We start from the raw sequence: 15405 nt of genomic DNA, 5'->3' as shown, positions 1-15405 counted from the left end.
GGAGCGGGGTGGGGTGAAGGTGCCAGATGGGCAAACGGCCGATCAGCGATTTCAAACGCCAAACCGCGAAGAGGCTGCGCGAAAACACCACGGCCGCCGAAGACATCCTGTGGCGCCACCTGCGAAGACTCGAGATCGACAGGACTCACTTCAGGCGACAGGTCGTCATCGGTCCCTACGTTGCCGATTTTGCCTGTCTGGCCCGGCGCCTCATCATCGAGGTGGACGGGTCGCAGCATGGAGAAGATGCGAACATCCAGCGCGACGAAATCCGTACGCGCTGGCTCAACTCGGAAGGCTATCGCGTTTTGCGATTTTGGAACAACGACGTTATGACCAGGACCGAGGCGGTGCTCGAAGCCATTCACGCGGAGATCGCGGTCACCCCACCCCGCCCGCCCATGGCAGGCGACCCTCCCCCTCCAGGGGAGGGTGGTTCTTCGTGCAGAGAGACTTGAGACATGCCTGACCTTCTTCTCGAACTGTTCTCCGAAGAAATCCCCGCGCGCATGCAGGCCAAGGCGGCCGAGGATCTGCGCCGCATGGTGACCGACAAGCTCGTCGCCGAGGGCCTCGTCTATGAGGGCGCCAAGGCGTTCGCGACGCCGCGGCGGCTGGCGCTGACCGTGCACGGCATCCCCGCGCGGCAGGCCGACCTCAAAGAGGAGCGCAAGGGTCCGCGCGTCGGCGGTGCCGACGCGGCGATCCAGGGTTTTCTCAAAGCCACAGGCCTGTCCTCGATCGAGGAGGCGACGATCCAGCGCGACCCGAAGAAGGGCGACTTCTACGTCGCGCTGATCGAGAAGCCCGGCCGCGCCACGCTCGACGTGCTGGCCGAGATGCTGCCGGTGATCGTGCGCACGTTCCCGTGGCCGAAATCGATGCGCTGGGGCAAGCGCTCGGAAAGGCCGGGCGCGCTGAACTGGGTGCGGCCGCTGCACGCGATCACGGCGACCTTCGGTCTCGAGACCGAGGAGCCTGATGTCGTCAGCTTCGCCGTCGATGCCATCGAAGCCGGCCAGACGACGTATGGCCATCGCTTCATGGCGCCCGCGCCGATCTCGGTGCGGCGCTTCGAGGACTACGAGGCAAAACTGCTCGACGCCAAGGTCGTGCTCGATCCTGACAGACGGAAAGACACCATCGTCACCGACGCCAAGCAGCTCGCGTTCGCGCAAGGGTTTGAGCTGGTCGAGGACCAGGTGCTGCTCGACGAGGTCGCGGGCCTCGTCGAATGGCCGGTCGTGCTGATGGGCTCGTTCGATCCGGAGTATCTCAAGGTCCCCGGCGAGGTGATCCGCGCCACCATCCGCAACAACCAGAAATGCTTCGTGGTGCGCGATCCCAAGACGGGTGGGCTCGCGCCGAAGTTCATCCTGACCGCGAACATCGAGGCGTCAGACGGCGGCAAGACCATCATCGCCGGCAACGAGCGCGTGATCCGCGCCCGCCTGTCGGATGCGAAATTCTTCTATGAGACGGACCTCAAGACCAAGCTCGAGGACCGCCTGCCGAAGTTCGAGCAGATCGTGTTTCACGAGAAGCTCGGCACGCAGGCCGCGCGCATCGCGCGCATCGAGAGGCTCGCCGCCGAGATCGCACCGCTGGTCGGCGCCGATGCAGCGAAGACCGCGCGTGCGGCCAAGCTCGCCAAGGCCGACCTGCTGACAGAGGTCGTCGGCGAATTTCCGGAAGTCCAGGGTCTAATGGGCAAGTACTACGCGCTGGCGCAAGGAGAGGACGCCTCCGTCGCCGCAGCCTGCGAGGAGCACTACAAGCCGCAGGGACCCGCGGATCGCGTGCCGACCGATAGGGTTGCGGTAGCTGTGGCGCTGGCCGACAAGCTCGATACGCTGGTCGGCTTCTGGGCGATCGACGAGAAGCCGACCGGATCGAAGGACCCGTATGCGCTGCGCCGCGCGGCGCTCGGTGTGATCCGGCTAATCTTAGAAAATAACTCGCGAATTTCGATGATGCGGCTGATACACGTAGCTGTCTCTATCGCTGCGTCGCATGAACTGGAGTTGATCGGCAAGATCGCTTCGTTTGAAGGCTTGCCATCGCAGCAACGTGAGTTTTTGGAGCACAATCGTATTCCATTTATGCGAGGCTTTTCTGCTGAAACTGGTGTCACGACGGGGACTCATGGCGACCCGTCGTTTTTTAAGTTCGTGTGGTTCTATCCCGAATTCTTTCGGGAGGTCGCATCCAAGTTCCCGATTTGGATTCAAGAGTACAATCCGCCGGAAAAGGATCGTGATCTCCTCTCCTTCTTCGCCGACCGTCTCAAGGTCCAGCTGCGCGAGCAGGGCGCGCGGCATGATCTCGTCGACGCGGTGTTCGCGCTCGGTGGCCAGGACGATCTCTTGATGGTCGTCCGCCGGGTCGAAGCGCTCGGCAAGTTCCTTGAGACCGACGACGGCAAGAACCTGCTCGCCGGCACTAAGCGCGCCAGCAACATCCTTGCGATCGAGGAGAAGAAGGACAAGCGCAAGTTCGACGGCGCGCCCGACCCGGCGCTCTACAAGCTCGACGAGGAGAAGGCGCTGGCGAAGGCCATCGGCGAGGTCGCGGCGGAAGCGGGCGCTGCTGTCGCCAAGGAGGACTTTGCCGCCGCGATGCACGCGATGGCGAAGCTGCGCCCGGCGGTCGATGCCTTCTTCGACAAGGTGAAGGTCAACGATGATGACGCCAAGATCCGCGAGAACCGGCTCAAGCTGTTGAACGAAATCCGCAGCGCGACGCGGGCCGTCGCCGACTTCTCCAAGATCGAAGGCTGAGATGGATCGTGCGACGCTCGCCGCCTATGACCGTGAGGCGGCAGCGTTCGCCGCTGATTGGCATGCGCAGCCGGCACCGGCCGATCTGCACGACATCATCAGGCGCGTCTTCATTCCAGGCGGCCGTACCGCCGATATCGGCTGCGGCAGCGGCCGCGAGGTCGGCTGGCTGAATGTCAACGGCTATCCGGCGGAGGGCTTCGATGCCTCGGAGGGACTGCTGACCGAGGCGCGGGCGCGCTATCCGGGCGCCTCATTCAGGCCGGCCATGCTGCCCGATCTCACCGGCATCGCCGATTCCAGCTTCGACAATGTGCTGTGTGAAACGGTGCTGATGCATCTGGCTCGCAACGAGGTCGTGCCGTCGGTGCGCCGCCTGCGCGCGATCATGAAACCGGACGGCATCCTCTATCTGAGCTGGCGGGTGACCGCGGACGCCGACCAGCGCGATGCCCACGGCCGGCTCTATGCCGTCATCGATCTCGCCGCCATCCGCGAGGTGTTCGCATCTGATGCCGCGCTGCTGGACGAGCAGGTCGTCAGCGCATCCTCCGGCAAAGTCATCCACCGCATGGTGGTGAAGAAGACCGCCTGAACAACTCGCCCAAAAAAATTAGCCCCACCCGGTGGGGGGAACCGGGCAGGGCCTTTTTACACCTGGCCGCTTGCGGGGGCGTCGGCGACCAAATGCATCTCGATAACTACTCAACGACCTGAATGATCCGCCGCGTCCTCGGTTCGACCAACACGGTTTCGCCATTGACAACTGTATAGCGATAAGGTGTCGCACCGAAGCGCTGCGGAACGTCGTAGTATGTAACACCGGACTCCGGCAGGACGGTCCCAACAACCACGCGATCGGGCATCACATAGTTGGGAACACGCTCGCGCACCACGTATTCACGGAATTCCGGACGGCGCTCCACCGCGATCATGGGCGCGTCCTCCTCGACGACGACGCTGCGCCCGACGCCGGTCGTATAGGATTGCGCTTGCGCCGCCACCGGGATCACGAGTGCGGCCACGGCGGCTGCAAGTGTGAGATGGTTTCGCATGGACGGAACTCCTGGCAGTTGATGCTGATGACAACAGACCTGCTTGCGCGGGCCCATGCCTCCCAATGCCGGCCGATGCGCATCGTTCCGCGCAGCCCGGGCCCGCACCGGCTGCATTTTTGCGCCAGTTCCAATGGCGCGGGAACCGGAACCAATGCCGTGCGTCTCCTATTCCGCCACGATGAGCCGGGATAAGGTCCGGCCGACTCGAATCGCCCGTCTCGTCTTTCACTCATTCAGAGTTCGTCGATGACCCTGACCGTTGCCCATATCTCGCCGATCATGTCCGTGATCGCCGGAGTCCTCATCCTGATCATGCCGCGCCTGTTGAACCTGATTGTCGCGATTTTCCTCATCCTGAATGGCCTGATCGGCATGGGTCTGCTGAAGTGGTTCCACTTCTAGTCCCCAAGTTCTAGTCCCAAGGTCGGGAACCCTTTAGCTTGCGCCGCAGCGCCCAAAGTGGTGTAAGGCGCGCGATTTCTCCTCCCCATTTGCGGATCGAAGCACCTCATGGCCAAAGCGGTAGCGAAGTCTAAGAAAGTTACAGCGAAATCAAAGCCTTCCAAGCAGGGCAAGGCCAAGGCCGCAGCACTCGCTCCGCCCCGCAAGGCGCTGAAGAAGGCGCCCGCCAAGCCCGTCGCAAAGGCCCCGGCCAAGGTGGCGCCCAAGTTCGCACCCAAGTCTGCACCCAAGGCGCCGGCGAAAGCCGCGCCGAAAAAGCCGGCCAAGACAGCCGCGAAGCCCGCCGCCAAGGCGGCAAAGACTGCGGCCAAGAGCGCGGTGACCGCGATCAAGCCGAACAAGTGGGTCTATACGTTCGGCGACGGCAAGGCCGAAGGTAAAGCCAGCCTGCGCGACCTGCTCGGCGGCAAGGGCGCCAACCTGGCCGAGATGGCCAATCTCGGCCTGCCGGTGCCTCCGGGCTTCACCATCCCGACCTCGGTCTGCACCTACTTCTACGCCAACGACAAGACCTATCCGAAGGAGCTGCAGGCCCAGGTCGACAAGGCACTCGACTACATCGGCAAGCTCACCGCCAAGAAGTTCGGTGATGCGGCAAATCCGCTGCTGGTCTCCGTCCGCTCCGGCGGGCGCGCCTCGATGCCGGGCATGATGGACACCGTGCTCAATCTCGGCCTCAACGACGAGACGGTCGAGGCGCTGGCGCAGCTGTCCGGCGACCGCCGCTTCGCGTTCGACAGCTATCGCCGCTTCATCACGATGTATTCGGATGTCGTGCTCGGCTTCGAGCACCATCATTTCGAGGACATCCTCGACAGCTTCAAGGACCAGAAGGGCTATTCGCTCGACACGGATCTCTCGTCGGAAGACTGGGAGATGTTGGTCGGCAAGTACAAGGACGCGGTCGCGCATGAGACCGGCAAGGACTTCCCGCAGGACCCGCATGACCAGCTGTGGGGCGCGATCGGCGCGGTATTCTCATCCTGGATGAACGCGCGCGCGGTGACCTATCGCCGGCTGCACGACATTCCGGAATCCTGGGGCACGGCCGTCAACGTGCAGGCCATGGTGTTCGGCAACATGGGCGAGACCTCGGCCACCGGCGTCGCCTTCACCCGCAATCCCTCGACCGGCGAGAGCAAGCTCTACGGCGAGTTCCTGATCAACGCGCAGGGCGAGGACGTCGTCGCCGGCATCCGTACCCCGCAGGACATCACCGAGGATGCGCGCGTCGAGTCCGGATCCGACAAGCCGTCGATGGAAACGGCGATGCCGGACGCGTTCAACGAGCTGACCCGCATCTACACGCTGCTCGAGAAGCACTACCGTGACATGCAGGACATGGAGTTCACGGTCGAGCGCGGCAAGCTGTGGATGCTGCAGACCCGCAGCGGCAAGCGCACCGCCAAGGCCGCGCTGCGCATCGCGGTCGAGCTTGCCCATGAGGGGCTGATCTCGCAGAACGACGCCGTGCTGCGCATCGATCCGGCCTCGCTGGATCAGCTGCTGCATCCGACCATCGATCCCTCTGCCAAGCGCGACGTGGTCGCGACCGGCCTGCCGGCTTCCCCCGGCGCGGCTTCCGGCGAGATCGTGTTCTCCTCGGACGAGGCCACCAAGCTGCAGGCCGATGGCCGCAAGGTGATCCTGGTCCGCATCGAGACCTCGCCGGAAGACATCCACGGCATGCACGCCGCCGAGGGCATCCTGACGACGCGCGGCGGCATGACCTCGCACGCCGCCGTGGTCGCGCGCGGCATGGGCAAGCCCTGCGTCTCCGGCTGCGGCACCATCCGCGTCGACTACGGCCGCGGCACGATGAGCATCGGCGGGCGCACCTTCAAGACCGGCGACGTCATCACCATCGACGGCTCGGTCGGCCAGGTGCTGGCCGGCCGCATGCCGATGATCGAGCCGGAACTGTCGGGCGAGTTCGGCACCTTGATGGGCTGGGCCGACGCCGTGCGCGAGACCGGCGTGCGCGTCAACGCCGACACGCCGGAGGATGCGCGCACCGCCATCAAGTTCGGCGCCGAGGGCATCGGCCTGTGCCGCACCGAGCACATGTTCTTCGAGGAGACGCGCATCCGCACCGTGCGCGAGATGATCCTCTCCGAGGACGAGCAGGAGCGCCGCGCCGCGCTCGCCAAGCTGCTGCCGATGCAGCGCGCCGACTTCGTCGAGCTGTTCGAGATCATGAAGGGGCTCCCCGTCACGATCCGCCTGCTCGACCCGCCGCTGCACGAGTTCCTGCCGCACACCCAGGCCGAGGTCGAGGAGGTCGCGCGGGCGATGAACACCGATCCGCGCCGGCTCGCCGACCGCGCCCGCGAGCTGTCGGAGTTCAACCCGATGCTCGGCTTCCGCGGCTGCCGTCTGGCGATCGCCTATCCGGAAATCGCCGAGATGCAGGCGCGCGCGATCTTCGAGGCTGCGGTCGAGGCCGAGAAGCGCACCGGCGAGGCCGTCGGCCTCGAGGTGATGGTGCCGCTGATCGCCACCAAGGCCGAGTTCGATCTGGTCAAGGCGAGCATCGACGCGATGGCGCGGGAGGTCATCCGCGAGACCGGCGCCAAGCTGGAATATCAGGTCGGCACCATGATCGAGCTGCCGCGCGCGGTGCTGATGGCCGGTCAGATCGCGGAAGCCGCCGAGTTCTTCTCGTTCGGCACCAACGATCTCACCCAGACCACCTACGGCATCAGCCGCGACGACGCCGGCAGCTTTCTCGGCGCCTATGTCGCCAAGGGCATTCTCGAGATCGATCCGTTCATCTCGATCGACCGCGAGGGCGTCGGCGAGCTGGTCAAGATCGGCGTCGAGCGCGGCCGCGCCACGCGCCCCTCGCTCAAGGTCGGCATCTGCGGCGAACATGGCGGCGATCCGGCCTCGATCGCGTTCTGCCACCAGGTCGGCATGAACTACGTCTCGTGCTCGCCCTATCGCGTGCCGATCGCGCGCCTTGCGGCGGCGCAGGCTGCGCTCGGCAAGGAGATCGCGAGCCAGGCGTGAGCTTGCTGCGAACGATTTGATTTGATGAAGGCCGGCACATGTTGCCGGCCTTTTTCGTTGCGCTCCATCGACAGGGCCATTCGGCGTAGTCTCATCGCATCTGTGTAGTGGTTTCTCGTCGTGGCCCATCCTTCGAGACGCCCGCCTGCGGCGGGCTCCTCAGGATGAGGACGGGGTCCGCAGAGAGAGCTTCTCCCCTCATGGTGAGGAGCGTCGCCTTCGACGCGTCTCGAACCATGAGGCCACAACTGCGGAACGCACATGCGACTTGCTGCGCTCGGTGTCGCAGGTCATGCGTATGCTTTTCATTCACCGCGTTCGTTGACCGAATGTTCACCGTTCTCGTCGTGCCGCTGTTTACCAAGCATCGTGATCGAAGAACGCTCTGCAACTTCTCCGCTTGCCTGTCTCGATTGCGCAACGCGGGTTAACTCCTCGGCAACCTAAACCCGATACGAAGAGAGAAGATCGAATTGCACGGAAGCACTGTCGTTCGATCTTCCAGTGTAAGCGTTGCGTTGAGCGTATCGATGTTAGTTCTGCGTCCCGGTCCGAAGGGCGCGCGGTTTGCGTCCTTCGGACTCGGTCTCTGCGTCTTCGCTATGATGCCGACAGAGACCGGGTATCAAGACATCGCTTCACTGCTCGCCCGCCAGCCGGGCGTCGCCGAGCGCTGGCAGAAGCGCGTGTTCTCTGCCGCCGCCTCCGTTCAGCTCGCCACCTATAGTTTCGGTCGCCCGATCGGAACCTCGGCGCCGCAGGGCGTGAGCATCCGCCTTGCAAGCATCGATGCGCGCGACATCGACATCACCGGCAGCACGCCGCGCAATCCGGCGCTGCAGGTTCCGCCGCGCTACCAGGCCTCCGACTTTCCGAAAGTGGACCGCACCCTGAAGGGGGATCGCCTCGTGGTGCGCCCGGCCGCACCGCCGGCCGCGCCGACCGAGTCGGCCGAGCCGGTCCAGCCCGCACCCGCCGAGCCCGCGCCGGAGACCCCGACCCCGCCCGATTCGAATTCCTCGGTGTTCGGCGCGAAGACGACGGAAGCCCCGGTGCACACACCGGTGCAGCGCGCTGCACTCGATCCCGAATTGCAGGAAGCGCTGAGCGCGCCGCCGCTCGCGCAGTATGGGTCATCGAAGCAGGAGATCTCGCCGTCGGGCGAGCTCAAGCCCGCGCCGGATGCGCCTTCCGCCGCGAGCGGCATCTCCGCCGACGGTTTGAACATCAAGACGGCGAGCCTCTATTTCGGCACGGCGTCGCTGGGCGGCGCGGCAGAGACGATGGAAACCTGGCAGCCGGGCGAAGCGCCGCTGATCGTCGCGCCGGATCCGGATCTCAAGCCGCTGGCGATGCTGCCGCAGCCGCCGTCGGACGATCCGGTCAAGGCCGGTGACGGCGGCGAAAGCATCGCGCCCAAGGGCGAGGTCAACACCGACAATCAGCGCGCCAGGACTCCGGCCGAACGATTGGGGCTTGCCGACGACAAGGCCCGTTTCAAGTCGGAGAAGTGCCTTGCGGAGGCCGTCTATTTCGAATCGCGCGGCGAGGCGGTGCGTGGCCAGATCGCCGTGGCGCAGGTCGTGCTGAACCGCGCCTTCTCAGGCTATTATCCGACCACGGTGTGCGGCGTCGTCTACCAGAACAAGTATCGCCACTTCGCCTGCCAGTTCACCTTCGCCTGCGACAACACTGCAGACGTGGTCCGCGAGCCCGAGATGTGGGAGCGCGCCAGGAAGATCGCGAAGGCCATGCTCGAGGGAATGATCTGGCTTCCGGAGGTCGGCAAGTCGACCCACTATCATGCCTATTGGGTGCGGCCGTCGTGGGTGGCCGAGATGAAGCGCATGTACAAATTCGGCGTCCACACCTTCTACCGGCCGAAGGCGTGGGGTGACGGCAGCGATGCGCCAAGCTGGGGCACGCCGCAGCAGACCGCGGCCATTTCGGCCGAGCTCAGCGAGGCCGCCAAGAGCGAGGCCGAGATCAATCCGAACTGGACGCGGCGCTAATCATCTAGCGACGCGTCGCATTCCACTCGAGAAAGCGGCGATACAACTCGGTCTGGCGCGCCTGGTCCGGCGGCGTTGCGGCCCGCGGCTTCGCGGTGACAGGAATGCGCGGGGACGGTGCGGCGGCCGCGACCGGCTTCGACGGTCTAACGGTGGCCGTAGTGGCCGCCGGAATCGGTGTCGTCCCATCGAGCCATTCCTGCGCGGCCCGGAACCTGGTCCAGCCGGCGACCGGCGCACGCGGCGCCATCTCCTGCCATTTCGGATGGAAGGGAGGCCGCTGCAGCTGCGACATCCGCGAGAACAGCGACTCGACCAGCAGCGACAGCCGGCGATCGCGATCGCTTCCCGGCTGCCAATTATACGACGCCAGGATTGCCTCCGCTGCAATCGTTTCCACCGACTCGGATTTTGAGATCAGGTTGGGGTAGTCGTCCGCAGTGAGCTTGGATGGAAGGTAGTCCTCGCGCAAGGTCTTGTCGTAGCCGACCGGGACGAGATGCAGATTGGCATCCGTGATCTGGCTGAGCCAGGGCACCGGCTTGCCATCGACCGTGAAGATGGCGTCGATCTCCCCCTTGCGCAACATTTCGAGCGCGATGCGCGGCTCAATATAGAGCAGATGCGGCTTGATCTCGAGGCGCTCGAACACGTTGATCGCGGTCACGAAGGTGCTGCCATCCGGCAGGTCGACCGCGACGGTCTTGCCGTCGAGCTCCCGCATGGTGCGGATCGATCGCGGCGCCAGAACATGCATTTCCTCGTTGAACATCTTGGTGACGTAGACGAGCTGATTGCGGATGTTGCTCGCGAAGTCCTTGCGTTCGAGATAGGACAGCGTGTCCTTGCGCACGATTCCCACGTCGACGCCCTTGAGCATGAGGATGTCGGCCACCGCCTGAACCGAGCCGCTGCCCAGGACCGGCATGACTCGCAGGTTGATGCCGTCATTGAGGACCGAGGCGACGTCGGCGCCCATCTGGGAATAGGTGCTGCCATACGAGCCGGTCATCAGGCTCACCGTATTGGCGTTGAGCTGACCCGCGAGGTCCCGCTTGGCCGATGCATAGCGGAATATCGCCTTGAAGGAATCGCTGACGGCACCCGGGTCGATTCCGCTGCGCACCGGTCCGAACCGCTCCCAGCGGCCGTCGACGAACCGCTTCATCTGCATCTGCTCGATCGGCGCGTGGTCGCTGGCGCTGGTATTGGCGACGATCCCGGGAATCAGCATGGGAATTGGCGTCCCCTTCAAGGAACGCGCCTGCCTCATGATGTTGTCGCGGGAGAAATCGTCGCCGCAATTGCGCAGGACCGCAACCATCAGGTTGGCCAGCGCGTAGCCCACGATTCCCAAGCTGTTGTTCTTGCTGATTGCAGGCGCGTAGCGATCCATGAACGCGGACCACTCGGCGAAGCCGGGATCGCCGCCCTGCGTGCCGCCCTCGTACAGGATGGTGGCGGAAAGCAGTCCTTCCGCATTCTGCAGGCCCGCAGGCTGCAGCACGGTGGCGACCGAATCCGAAATCGTGGGGATGATGTGCTCGGGTCTCCAGCCGAGCTCCGCGAGGCGGCGGATCGCGAGCACCGTGAATTTCGGGGTGCTGACGTCGACCAGGACGTTGGCACCGGCCGCCTTCAGCTTCGCGATCTGCTGATTGATGTCGCTATCGGTGACCGCGTAGGCCGCTTCCGCGACGATCGGCAGCTTGCCGCCGAGCCCGTCCTTCAAGCCCTTCAGATAGTCCTTGCCGAACTCGTCGTCTTGATACAGCACACCGATGCGCATGCCACCGGCATGTTGCTCGAGCAGATATTGCGCGTGGATATGAGCTTCGATCTGGTAGCTGGGTTGCGCTCCCATGGTCCAAGGATAGTCGCGAGGCTGATCCCAGATCGAGGCGCCGGAGCCGACGAACAGTTGCGGTATTTTGTTCGCGTTGAGATAGGGCCGCACCGCGGCGCTGGTCGCTGTTCCAACGCTCGCAAAGATGACGTCTACCTTGTCTTCCTCCACGAGCCGTCGCGTCAGTTCGACGGTCTTCTGCGGATTATAACCGTCGTCATAGGAGATGTAGGTGATCTTGCGGCCCCTGATCCCGCCCTCGTCATTCACCTTCTGGAAATAGGCCGAGATGACCTTGCCCACGCTGCCATAGGCGGCTGCCGGCCCGCTGTAGGGCGTCGTATTGCCGATCCGGATCTCACCCTCGGCAGCACGCGCCGAGCCTGGCACTGCGGCAAGCGCGAGCAGCAACGCCATGGTCGGAGAACTTGGCGCGCAAAGCAGCCGCGGACCACGGAGCGCCGACGACCAGGCCGGCTGCAGCAGACGATCGAACATTCCCATCATGGACCTCATCACGCAACACAACACTTTGCGGGGACGCGCGCCGCCCGCACGGCATCATCGACCAGGATCCAGCGGCGCCCCGCCGCCCATTCCTGCGCAGCGACCGGCGTGAGAACGAGCTTCATCACCCAGTCTCGAAGCTCGGTTCACTTGAGGAGTCGCCGGGCCTCGAGTGATCCGAGTTCGGCGGCTCTCGCGTACCAGGCGCGTGCCTTGGCCGGATCGGGCGCGACGCCAACGGCTTTCAGATTGGACAAGATTGCGGCGTCATAGGTACCGGCCAGCATCAATGATGCTTCGGCGTCCCCTTCCGCGACATGCGCCAGGATCAGACGGGCAGTCGCAACGTCGCCCGCGCCGATGAGATCGCGTCCGCGCTTCACCATTTCGCTGATTTCGTTCTTGGTCAGCGCAGACGCGGTCGCGATCGCCCGAGATGCCTTCGGCAGAACTAATTGCGGGGTCTCGCCTCCGTCCGGAGCCGGCTTGACGGCCGGGACCGACGCCGCGATCGAATCGGCCGGTCCGATTGCGCGCGCCACGGCGTCCACCGATGCTTGGCCGTCCTCGAATGTCGATTTCCCCGCTGCCCGGAAGTTTCGGGGAGACGATGAAGCGGTCGTGTCCGACTGCGCAACTGTTTCAATGGTCGGAGCCTGCATGATGCGCACCGCAAAGAATGCGAGGCACGCAAGCACGGTCACTGCGGCACCGAACCGGAAAACGGAATCGAATTCGAGCGGTTGGGGCGGAGGCGGAGGCATCACGACTGGATCGAGTGAAGGGATCTGCCGGGATCGGTCAGATTCTGCAGGCGTCGGTGACATCGCTGCATCGTCCATCGCTGAAGCGGTTTGCCACCACGGCGGGGGGAGATCGTTGGCCGCATCCTCATCAGGCGCAGACGTCGCATGCGCGAGGCTGTTGGACAAAGCGGCAGGCTTTGCCGGGCGCCAACGTTCGCTCTGCGCATCGCCCACGGCGATCCGCGATCCGCTACTCCGCAATACGGAATTCATCCTCGACTACTCCTGCGGACACGCGCCATCGCGTCGCTCCGCATCACTCCCTGGACCGTTTGCCGCCTTTCCGGTCGGCGACTCGGCTTTCAAACCGGCCGCGAGACCAACGACCGCATTTATGGCCATGCCAAGCGGTCTATCGGCGATCTGGCAGCCGTGACTTTCCATTTCCTCGTCATCAGGACGGACAAAAACGCGCGCTACTACTTGAGCACCGCTAAATTTCGACCATCTCTTTTTCTTATTTGTACAGGTTCCGCGGTTCTTTTGCCGAAATCATGGCGAACCTGTCCAGCCATTTAGTTCGTGCTGGTAAATGCGGCCGGCAATGGAGTGCACGAGACAGTGCGGCGGTGGCTGGCCGACAACGATCTGAAGCCATGGCGCAGGCGCATGGCGTATCCCCACAGGTCGATGCGAATTAGTCGCGCGCGTCAAGGATGTGCTCGATCCGTGCGGCGAGCTGCGTCCGCGTCAGCCGGTGATCTGCTTCGACAAAAAGCCTCGTCCAACTGATTGGCGAAGTCGGCTCAGATCGTGCGCGTCATGACTACGAGTGCCGGCGCAACGGTGCGGCCAATCTGTTCGTCCAGCGTACGCAGAGACAGCACGCACGAACTACATCGCGCCTGTCCCCAAATACCGGCGAAGCAGCAAACAATAACGAGTCCGAGTATCTGTATGGGGCGACGATGGCCGCTTCGTCATCAGCACCGTCGTTCCGGACGAGGCCGCAGGCCTTCAACCCGGAATGACGCTGATCACGAATGACGGTGAAACCGCGACTGCCGAGCTCGGTCGTGACGCAGTCGGATCAGCCTTTACTACGCGCTCAGCGGCCGCGACTGCCGTGCCGGCGGCCGCGCCGCGAGTTCGTCGGCGATCTCCCGCGCAGCGGCCAATGTGGTCATCGTCCTCTGCGCGAAGCTCGGATTCTCCGCCGGGCAATCGGCGCGGCAATGGGCGCCGCGGCTCTCGCGGCGGCTCCAGGCTGCGGTCGCGATCAGGAGCGCTGCGGTCGCCATGTTGCGCAGAATGGGACGGCCGCCGTCGCGCTCGAGCCTGGCGATCGCGACAACGGCTTCGGCCAGCCGCTCCTCGTCGCGGATCACGCCGACCTGCGCCGTCATGATGTCGCGCAGCGTCTTTTCGTCGAATGCAGGGCCCGCACCGCCCGGTTCGGCAAATGCCACGTCGCGCAGGGCGGGCGTCGCCGTGAACGTCCGGCCGGAGATATCGTCGGCGATCCGCTTGGCGAACACCAAGGCCGCGAGCAGCGCATTGCCGGCGATGTGATTGGCGCCATCGGTGGCCGTCGCCGCCACTTCACCGGCGGCCCACAGGCCGTCGATCGAGCTGCGTCCCTGCGCATCGATCGCGATGCCGCCCATGTGGAAATGCGCGGCTGGCGCCACCGGAATCGGTTGCCGCGTCGGATCGAGGCCGGCCGCGACGCAGGCCCGGTGCAGCATCGGATAGCGCTCCGCGACGTCGTCTTCGAGCACGTCCCGCGCATCGAGAAAGGCGCCGCGCCCGGCTGATAGCTCGGCCATGATTCCACGGGCGACCGTGTCGCGCGGCGCGAGGTCGACCAGCGGATGTCGCGGCAGCATGAAGCGCTGGCCGCGCCGGTTGACCAGGATCGCGCCGGCGCCGCGCAGGCTCTCGCTGACGACGGGAGCCGGATCGTGACCGCTCATCATCGCGGTCGGATGGAACTGGACGAACTCCGGATCCGCAATGATGGCGCCGGCGCGCGCCGCAATCGCAAGGCCGATGCCGTTGGCGTGAGACGGGTTGGTCGTCGCCGCGAACAAATGGCCGATACCGCCGGTTGCCAGCACCACCGCAGATGCGGCGATCAGCATCGGCACAGCCGTATCGTCGTTGATCCGGCGCAGCCACAGGCCGCGCACGCTGCCATGCTCGGTCAGCAGCGCGTCCGCGACATGGCCCTCGATGAGGCGGATCGACGGGGTGGCGCGCACCGCGTCAGACAAGGCTGAATTGATCGCCTGTCCGGTGAAGTCGCCGCGGACGCTCAGGATCCGCCGCACCGAATGCGCCGCGGCGCGGGATGTTGCCAGATCACCCTTGGGGTTACGGTCGAACGCGACGCCGAGCCGCATCAGGTCCTCGATCCGCGCCGCCGCGTCGCGCGCGAGGTCGAGCGCGGCGGTCTCGTCGACGAGGCCGCCACCGGCAGCGATCATGTCGGCTGCGTGGGCCTCGGGGCTGTCGCCGGCCGAGATCGGCGCCGCGATGTCGGCCTGCATCGTTGCGCCGAAAGAGTCCTCGCCGAGGGATGTCGCGGAGATCAACGTGACCGGGCGAGGCGCGAGCGTCAGCGCGCAGAACAGTCCCGCAACTCCGGCGCCGACGATCACGACATGGTCTGACGTCTCGATCTGGTCGTGGTCCATACGCTGTCCAATTCCCCATTCCGTGCGCATGTGTACCGCGTTACCAGTTAGCTCTTCTTCAGAGACATTCCTCGGTGTTTAGGCGTGTTTTGCTACAAATCGCGGCCGTTCTGTCGGTCGCTCTCGCGCTGAGTGAATCATGACCATCGACTCGCGTAGAAGGACTAGCGAGCAGTTCCCGTCCGATGCGCGCGAGTTCCGTTTGGGGAACTCGCGCCGCAGGACGAACACGAGCGACATCGATTTTTTCATGGCTGGGTCTCGCTTTTCAGCTTGGGAGTTC

10 protein-coding genes are annotated in these 15405 nt (G+C 64.6%); 6 read left to right on the top strand and 4 right to left on the bottom strand.

The annotated features are described in order from the left end of the window. Positions 1 to 26 precede the first annotated feature (26 nt). From LQG66_RS13995 to LQG66_RS13985, 3 genes are read left to right on the top strand one after another with little or no spacing between them, the layout of a single operon-like run. The gene (locus tag LQG66_RS13995; RefSeq protein ID WP_231326799.1) at positions 27 to 458 is read left to right on the top strand and encodes an endonuclease domain-containing protein; all 432 of its coding nucleotides are present in this window, start codon (positions 27 to 29) and stop codon (positions 456 to 458) included. Between the two features lie 3 nt (positions 459 to 461). Continuing rightward, positions 462 to 2780 (top strand): glycine--tRNA ligase subunit beta, encoded by a 2319-nt coding sequence (gene glyS / locus LQG66_RS13990; protein ID WP_231326798.1) that lies wholly within the window; start codon positions 462 to 464, stop codon positions 2778 to 2780. A gap of 1 nt (position 2781) precedes the next feature. After that, complete coding sequence (locus tag LQG66_RS13985; RefSeq protein WP_231326797.1) at positions 2782 to 3375, top strand: class I SAM-dependent methyltransferase; 594 nt, start codon at positions 2782 to 2784, stop codon at positions 3373 to 3375. 106 nt (positions 3376 to 3481) lie between these two features. Here LQG66_RS13985 and LQG66_RS13980 read toward each other — a convergent pair whose 3' ends face one another. Next, positions 3482 to 3835, bottom strand: a complete 354-nt coding sequence (locus LQG66_RS13980; protein WP_231326796.1) for a DUF1236 domain-containing protein — start codon at positions 3833 to 3835, stop codon at positions 3482 to 3484. A gap of 249 nt (positions 3836 to 4084) precedes the next feature. Here LQG66_RS13980 and LQG66_RS13975 point away from each other — a divergent pair, with 249 nt between their 5' ends. From LQG66_RS13975 to LQG66_RS13965, 3 genes are all read left to right on the top strand, one after another. Further along, a complete protein-coding gene (locus tag LQG66_RS13975) occupies positions 4085 to 4240 on the top strand; it encodes a DUF3096 domain-containing protein (protein ID WP_231326795.1) in 156 nt (51 codons plus the stop codon). A 108-nt stretch (positions 4241 to 4348) separates the two neighbouring features. After that, positions 4349 to 7312 (top strand): pyruvate, phosphate dikinase, encoded by a 2964-nt coding sequence (gene ppdK, locus LQG66_RS13970; protein ID WP_231326794.1) that lies wholly within the window; start codon positions 4349 to 4351, stop codon positions 7310 to 7312. A 530-nt stretch (positions 7313 to 7842) separates the two neighbouring features. Further along, entirely contained in the window at positions 7843 to 9324 is a 1482-nt protein-coding gene (locus LQG66_RS13965) for a cell wall hydrolase (protein WP_231326793.1), read from the top strand. A 4-nt stretch (positions 9325 to 9328) separates the two neighbouring features. Here the strand turns inward: LQG66_RS13965 and LQG66_RS13960 are convergent, their stop codons facing one another. The 3 genes from LQG66_RS13960 to LQG66_RS13950 all read right to left on the bottom strand — a co-directional run bounded on the left by LQG66_RS13960 (position 9329) and on the right by LQG66_RS13950 (position 15122). Beyond that, the gene (locus LQG66_RS13960; protein ID WP_231326792.1) at positions 9329 to 11674 is read right to left on the bottom strand and encodes an ABC transporter substrate-binding protein; all 2346 of its coding nucleotides are present in this window, start codon (positions 11672 to 11674) and stop codon (positions 9329 to 9331) included. 149 nt (positions 11675 to 11823) lie between these two features. Continuing rightward, on the bottom strand, positions 11824 to 12696 hold the full coding sequence (locus LQG66_RS13955; RefSeq protein ID WP_231326791.1) for an SEL1-like repeat protein: 873 nt from the start codon (positions 12694 to 12696) through the stop codon (positions 11824 to 11826). 827 nt (positions 12697 to 13523) lie between these two features. Continuing rightward, positions 13524 to 15122: an L-aspartate oxidase gene (locus LQG66_RS13950; RefSeq protein WP_231326790.1), complete on the bottom strand. Its 1599-nt coding sequence runs from the start codon at positions 15120 to 15122 to the stop codon at positions 13524 to 13526. Positions 15123 to 15405: the final 283 nt, after the last annotated feature.

Origin of the sequence: Bradyrhizobium ontarionense (assembly GCF_021088345.1) — a bacterium.
GTDB lineage: Bacteria > Pseudomonadota > Alphaproteobacteria > Rhizobiales > Xanthobacteraceae > Bradyrhizobium > Bradyrhizobium ontarionense.
This window is presented reverse-complemented; position numbering and strand designations above follow the sequence as displayed.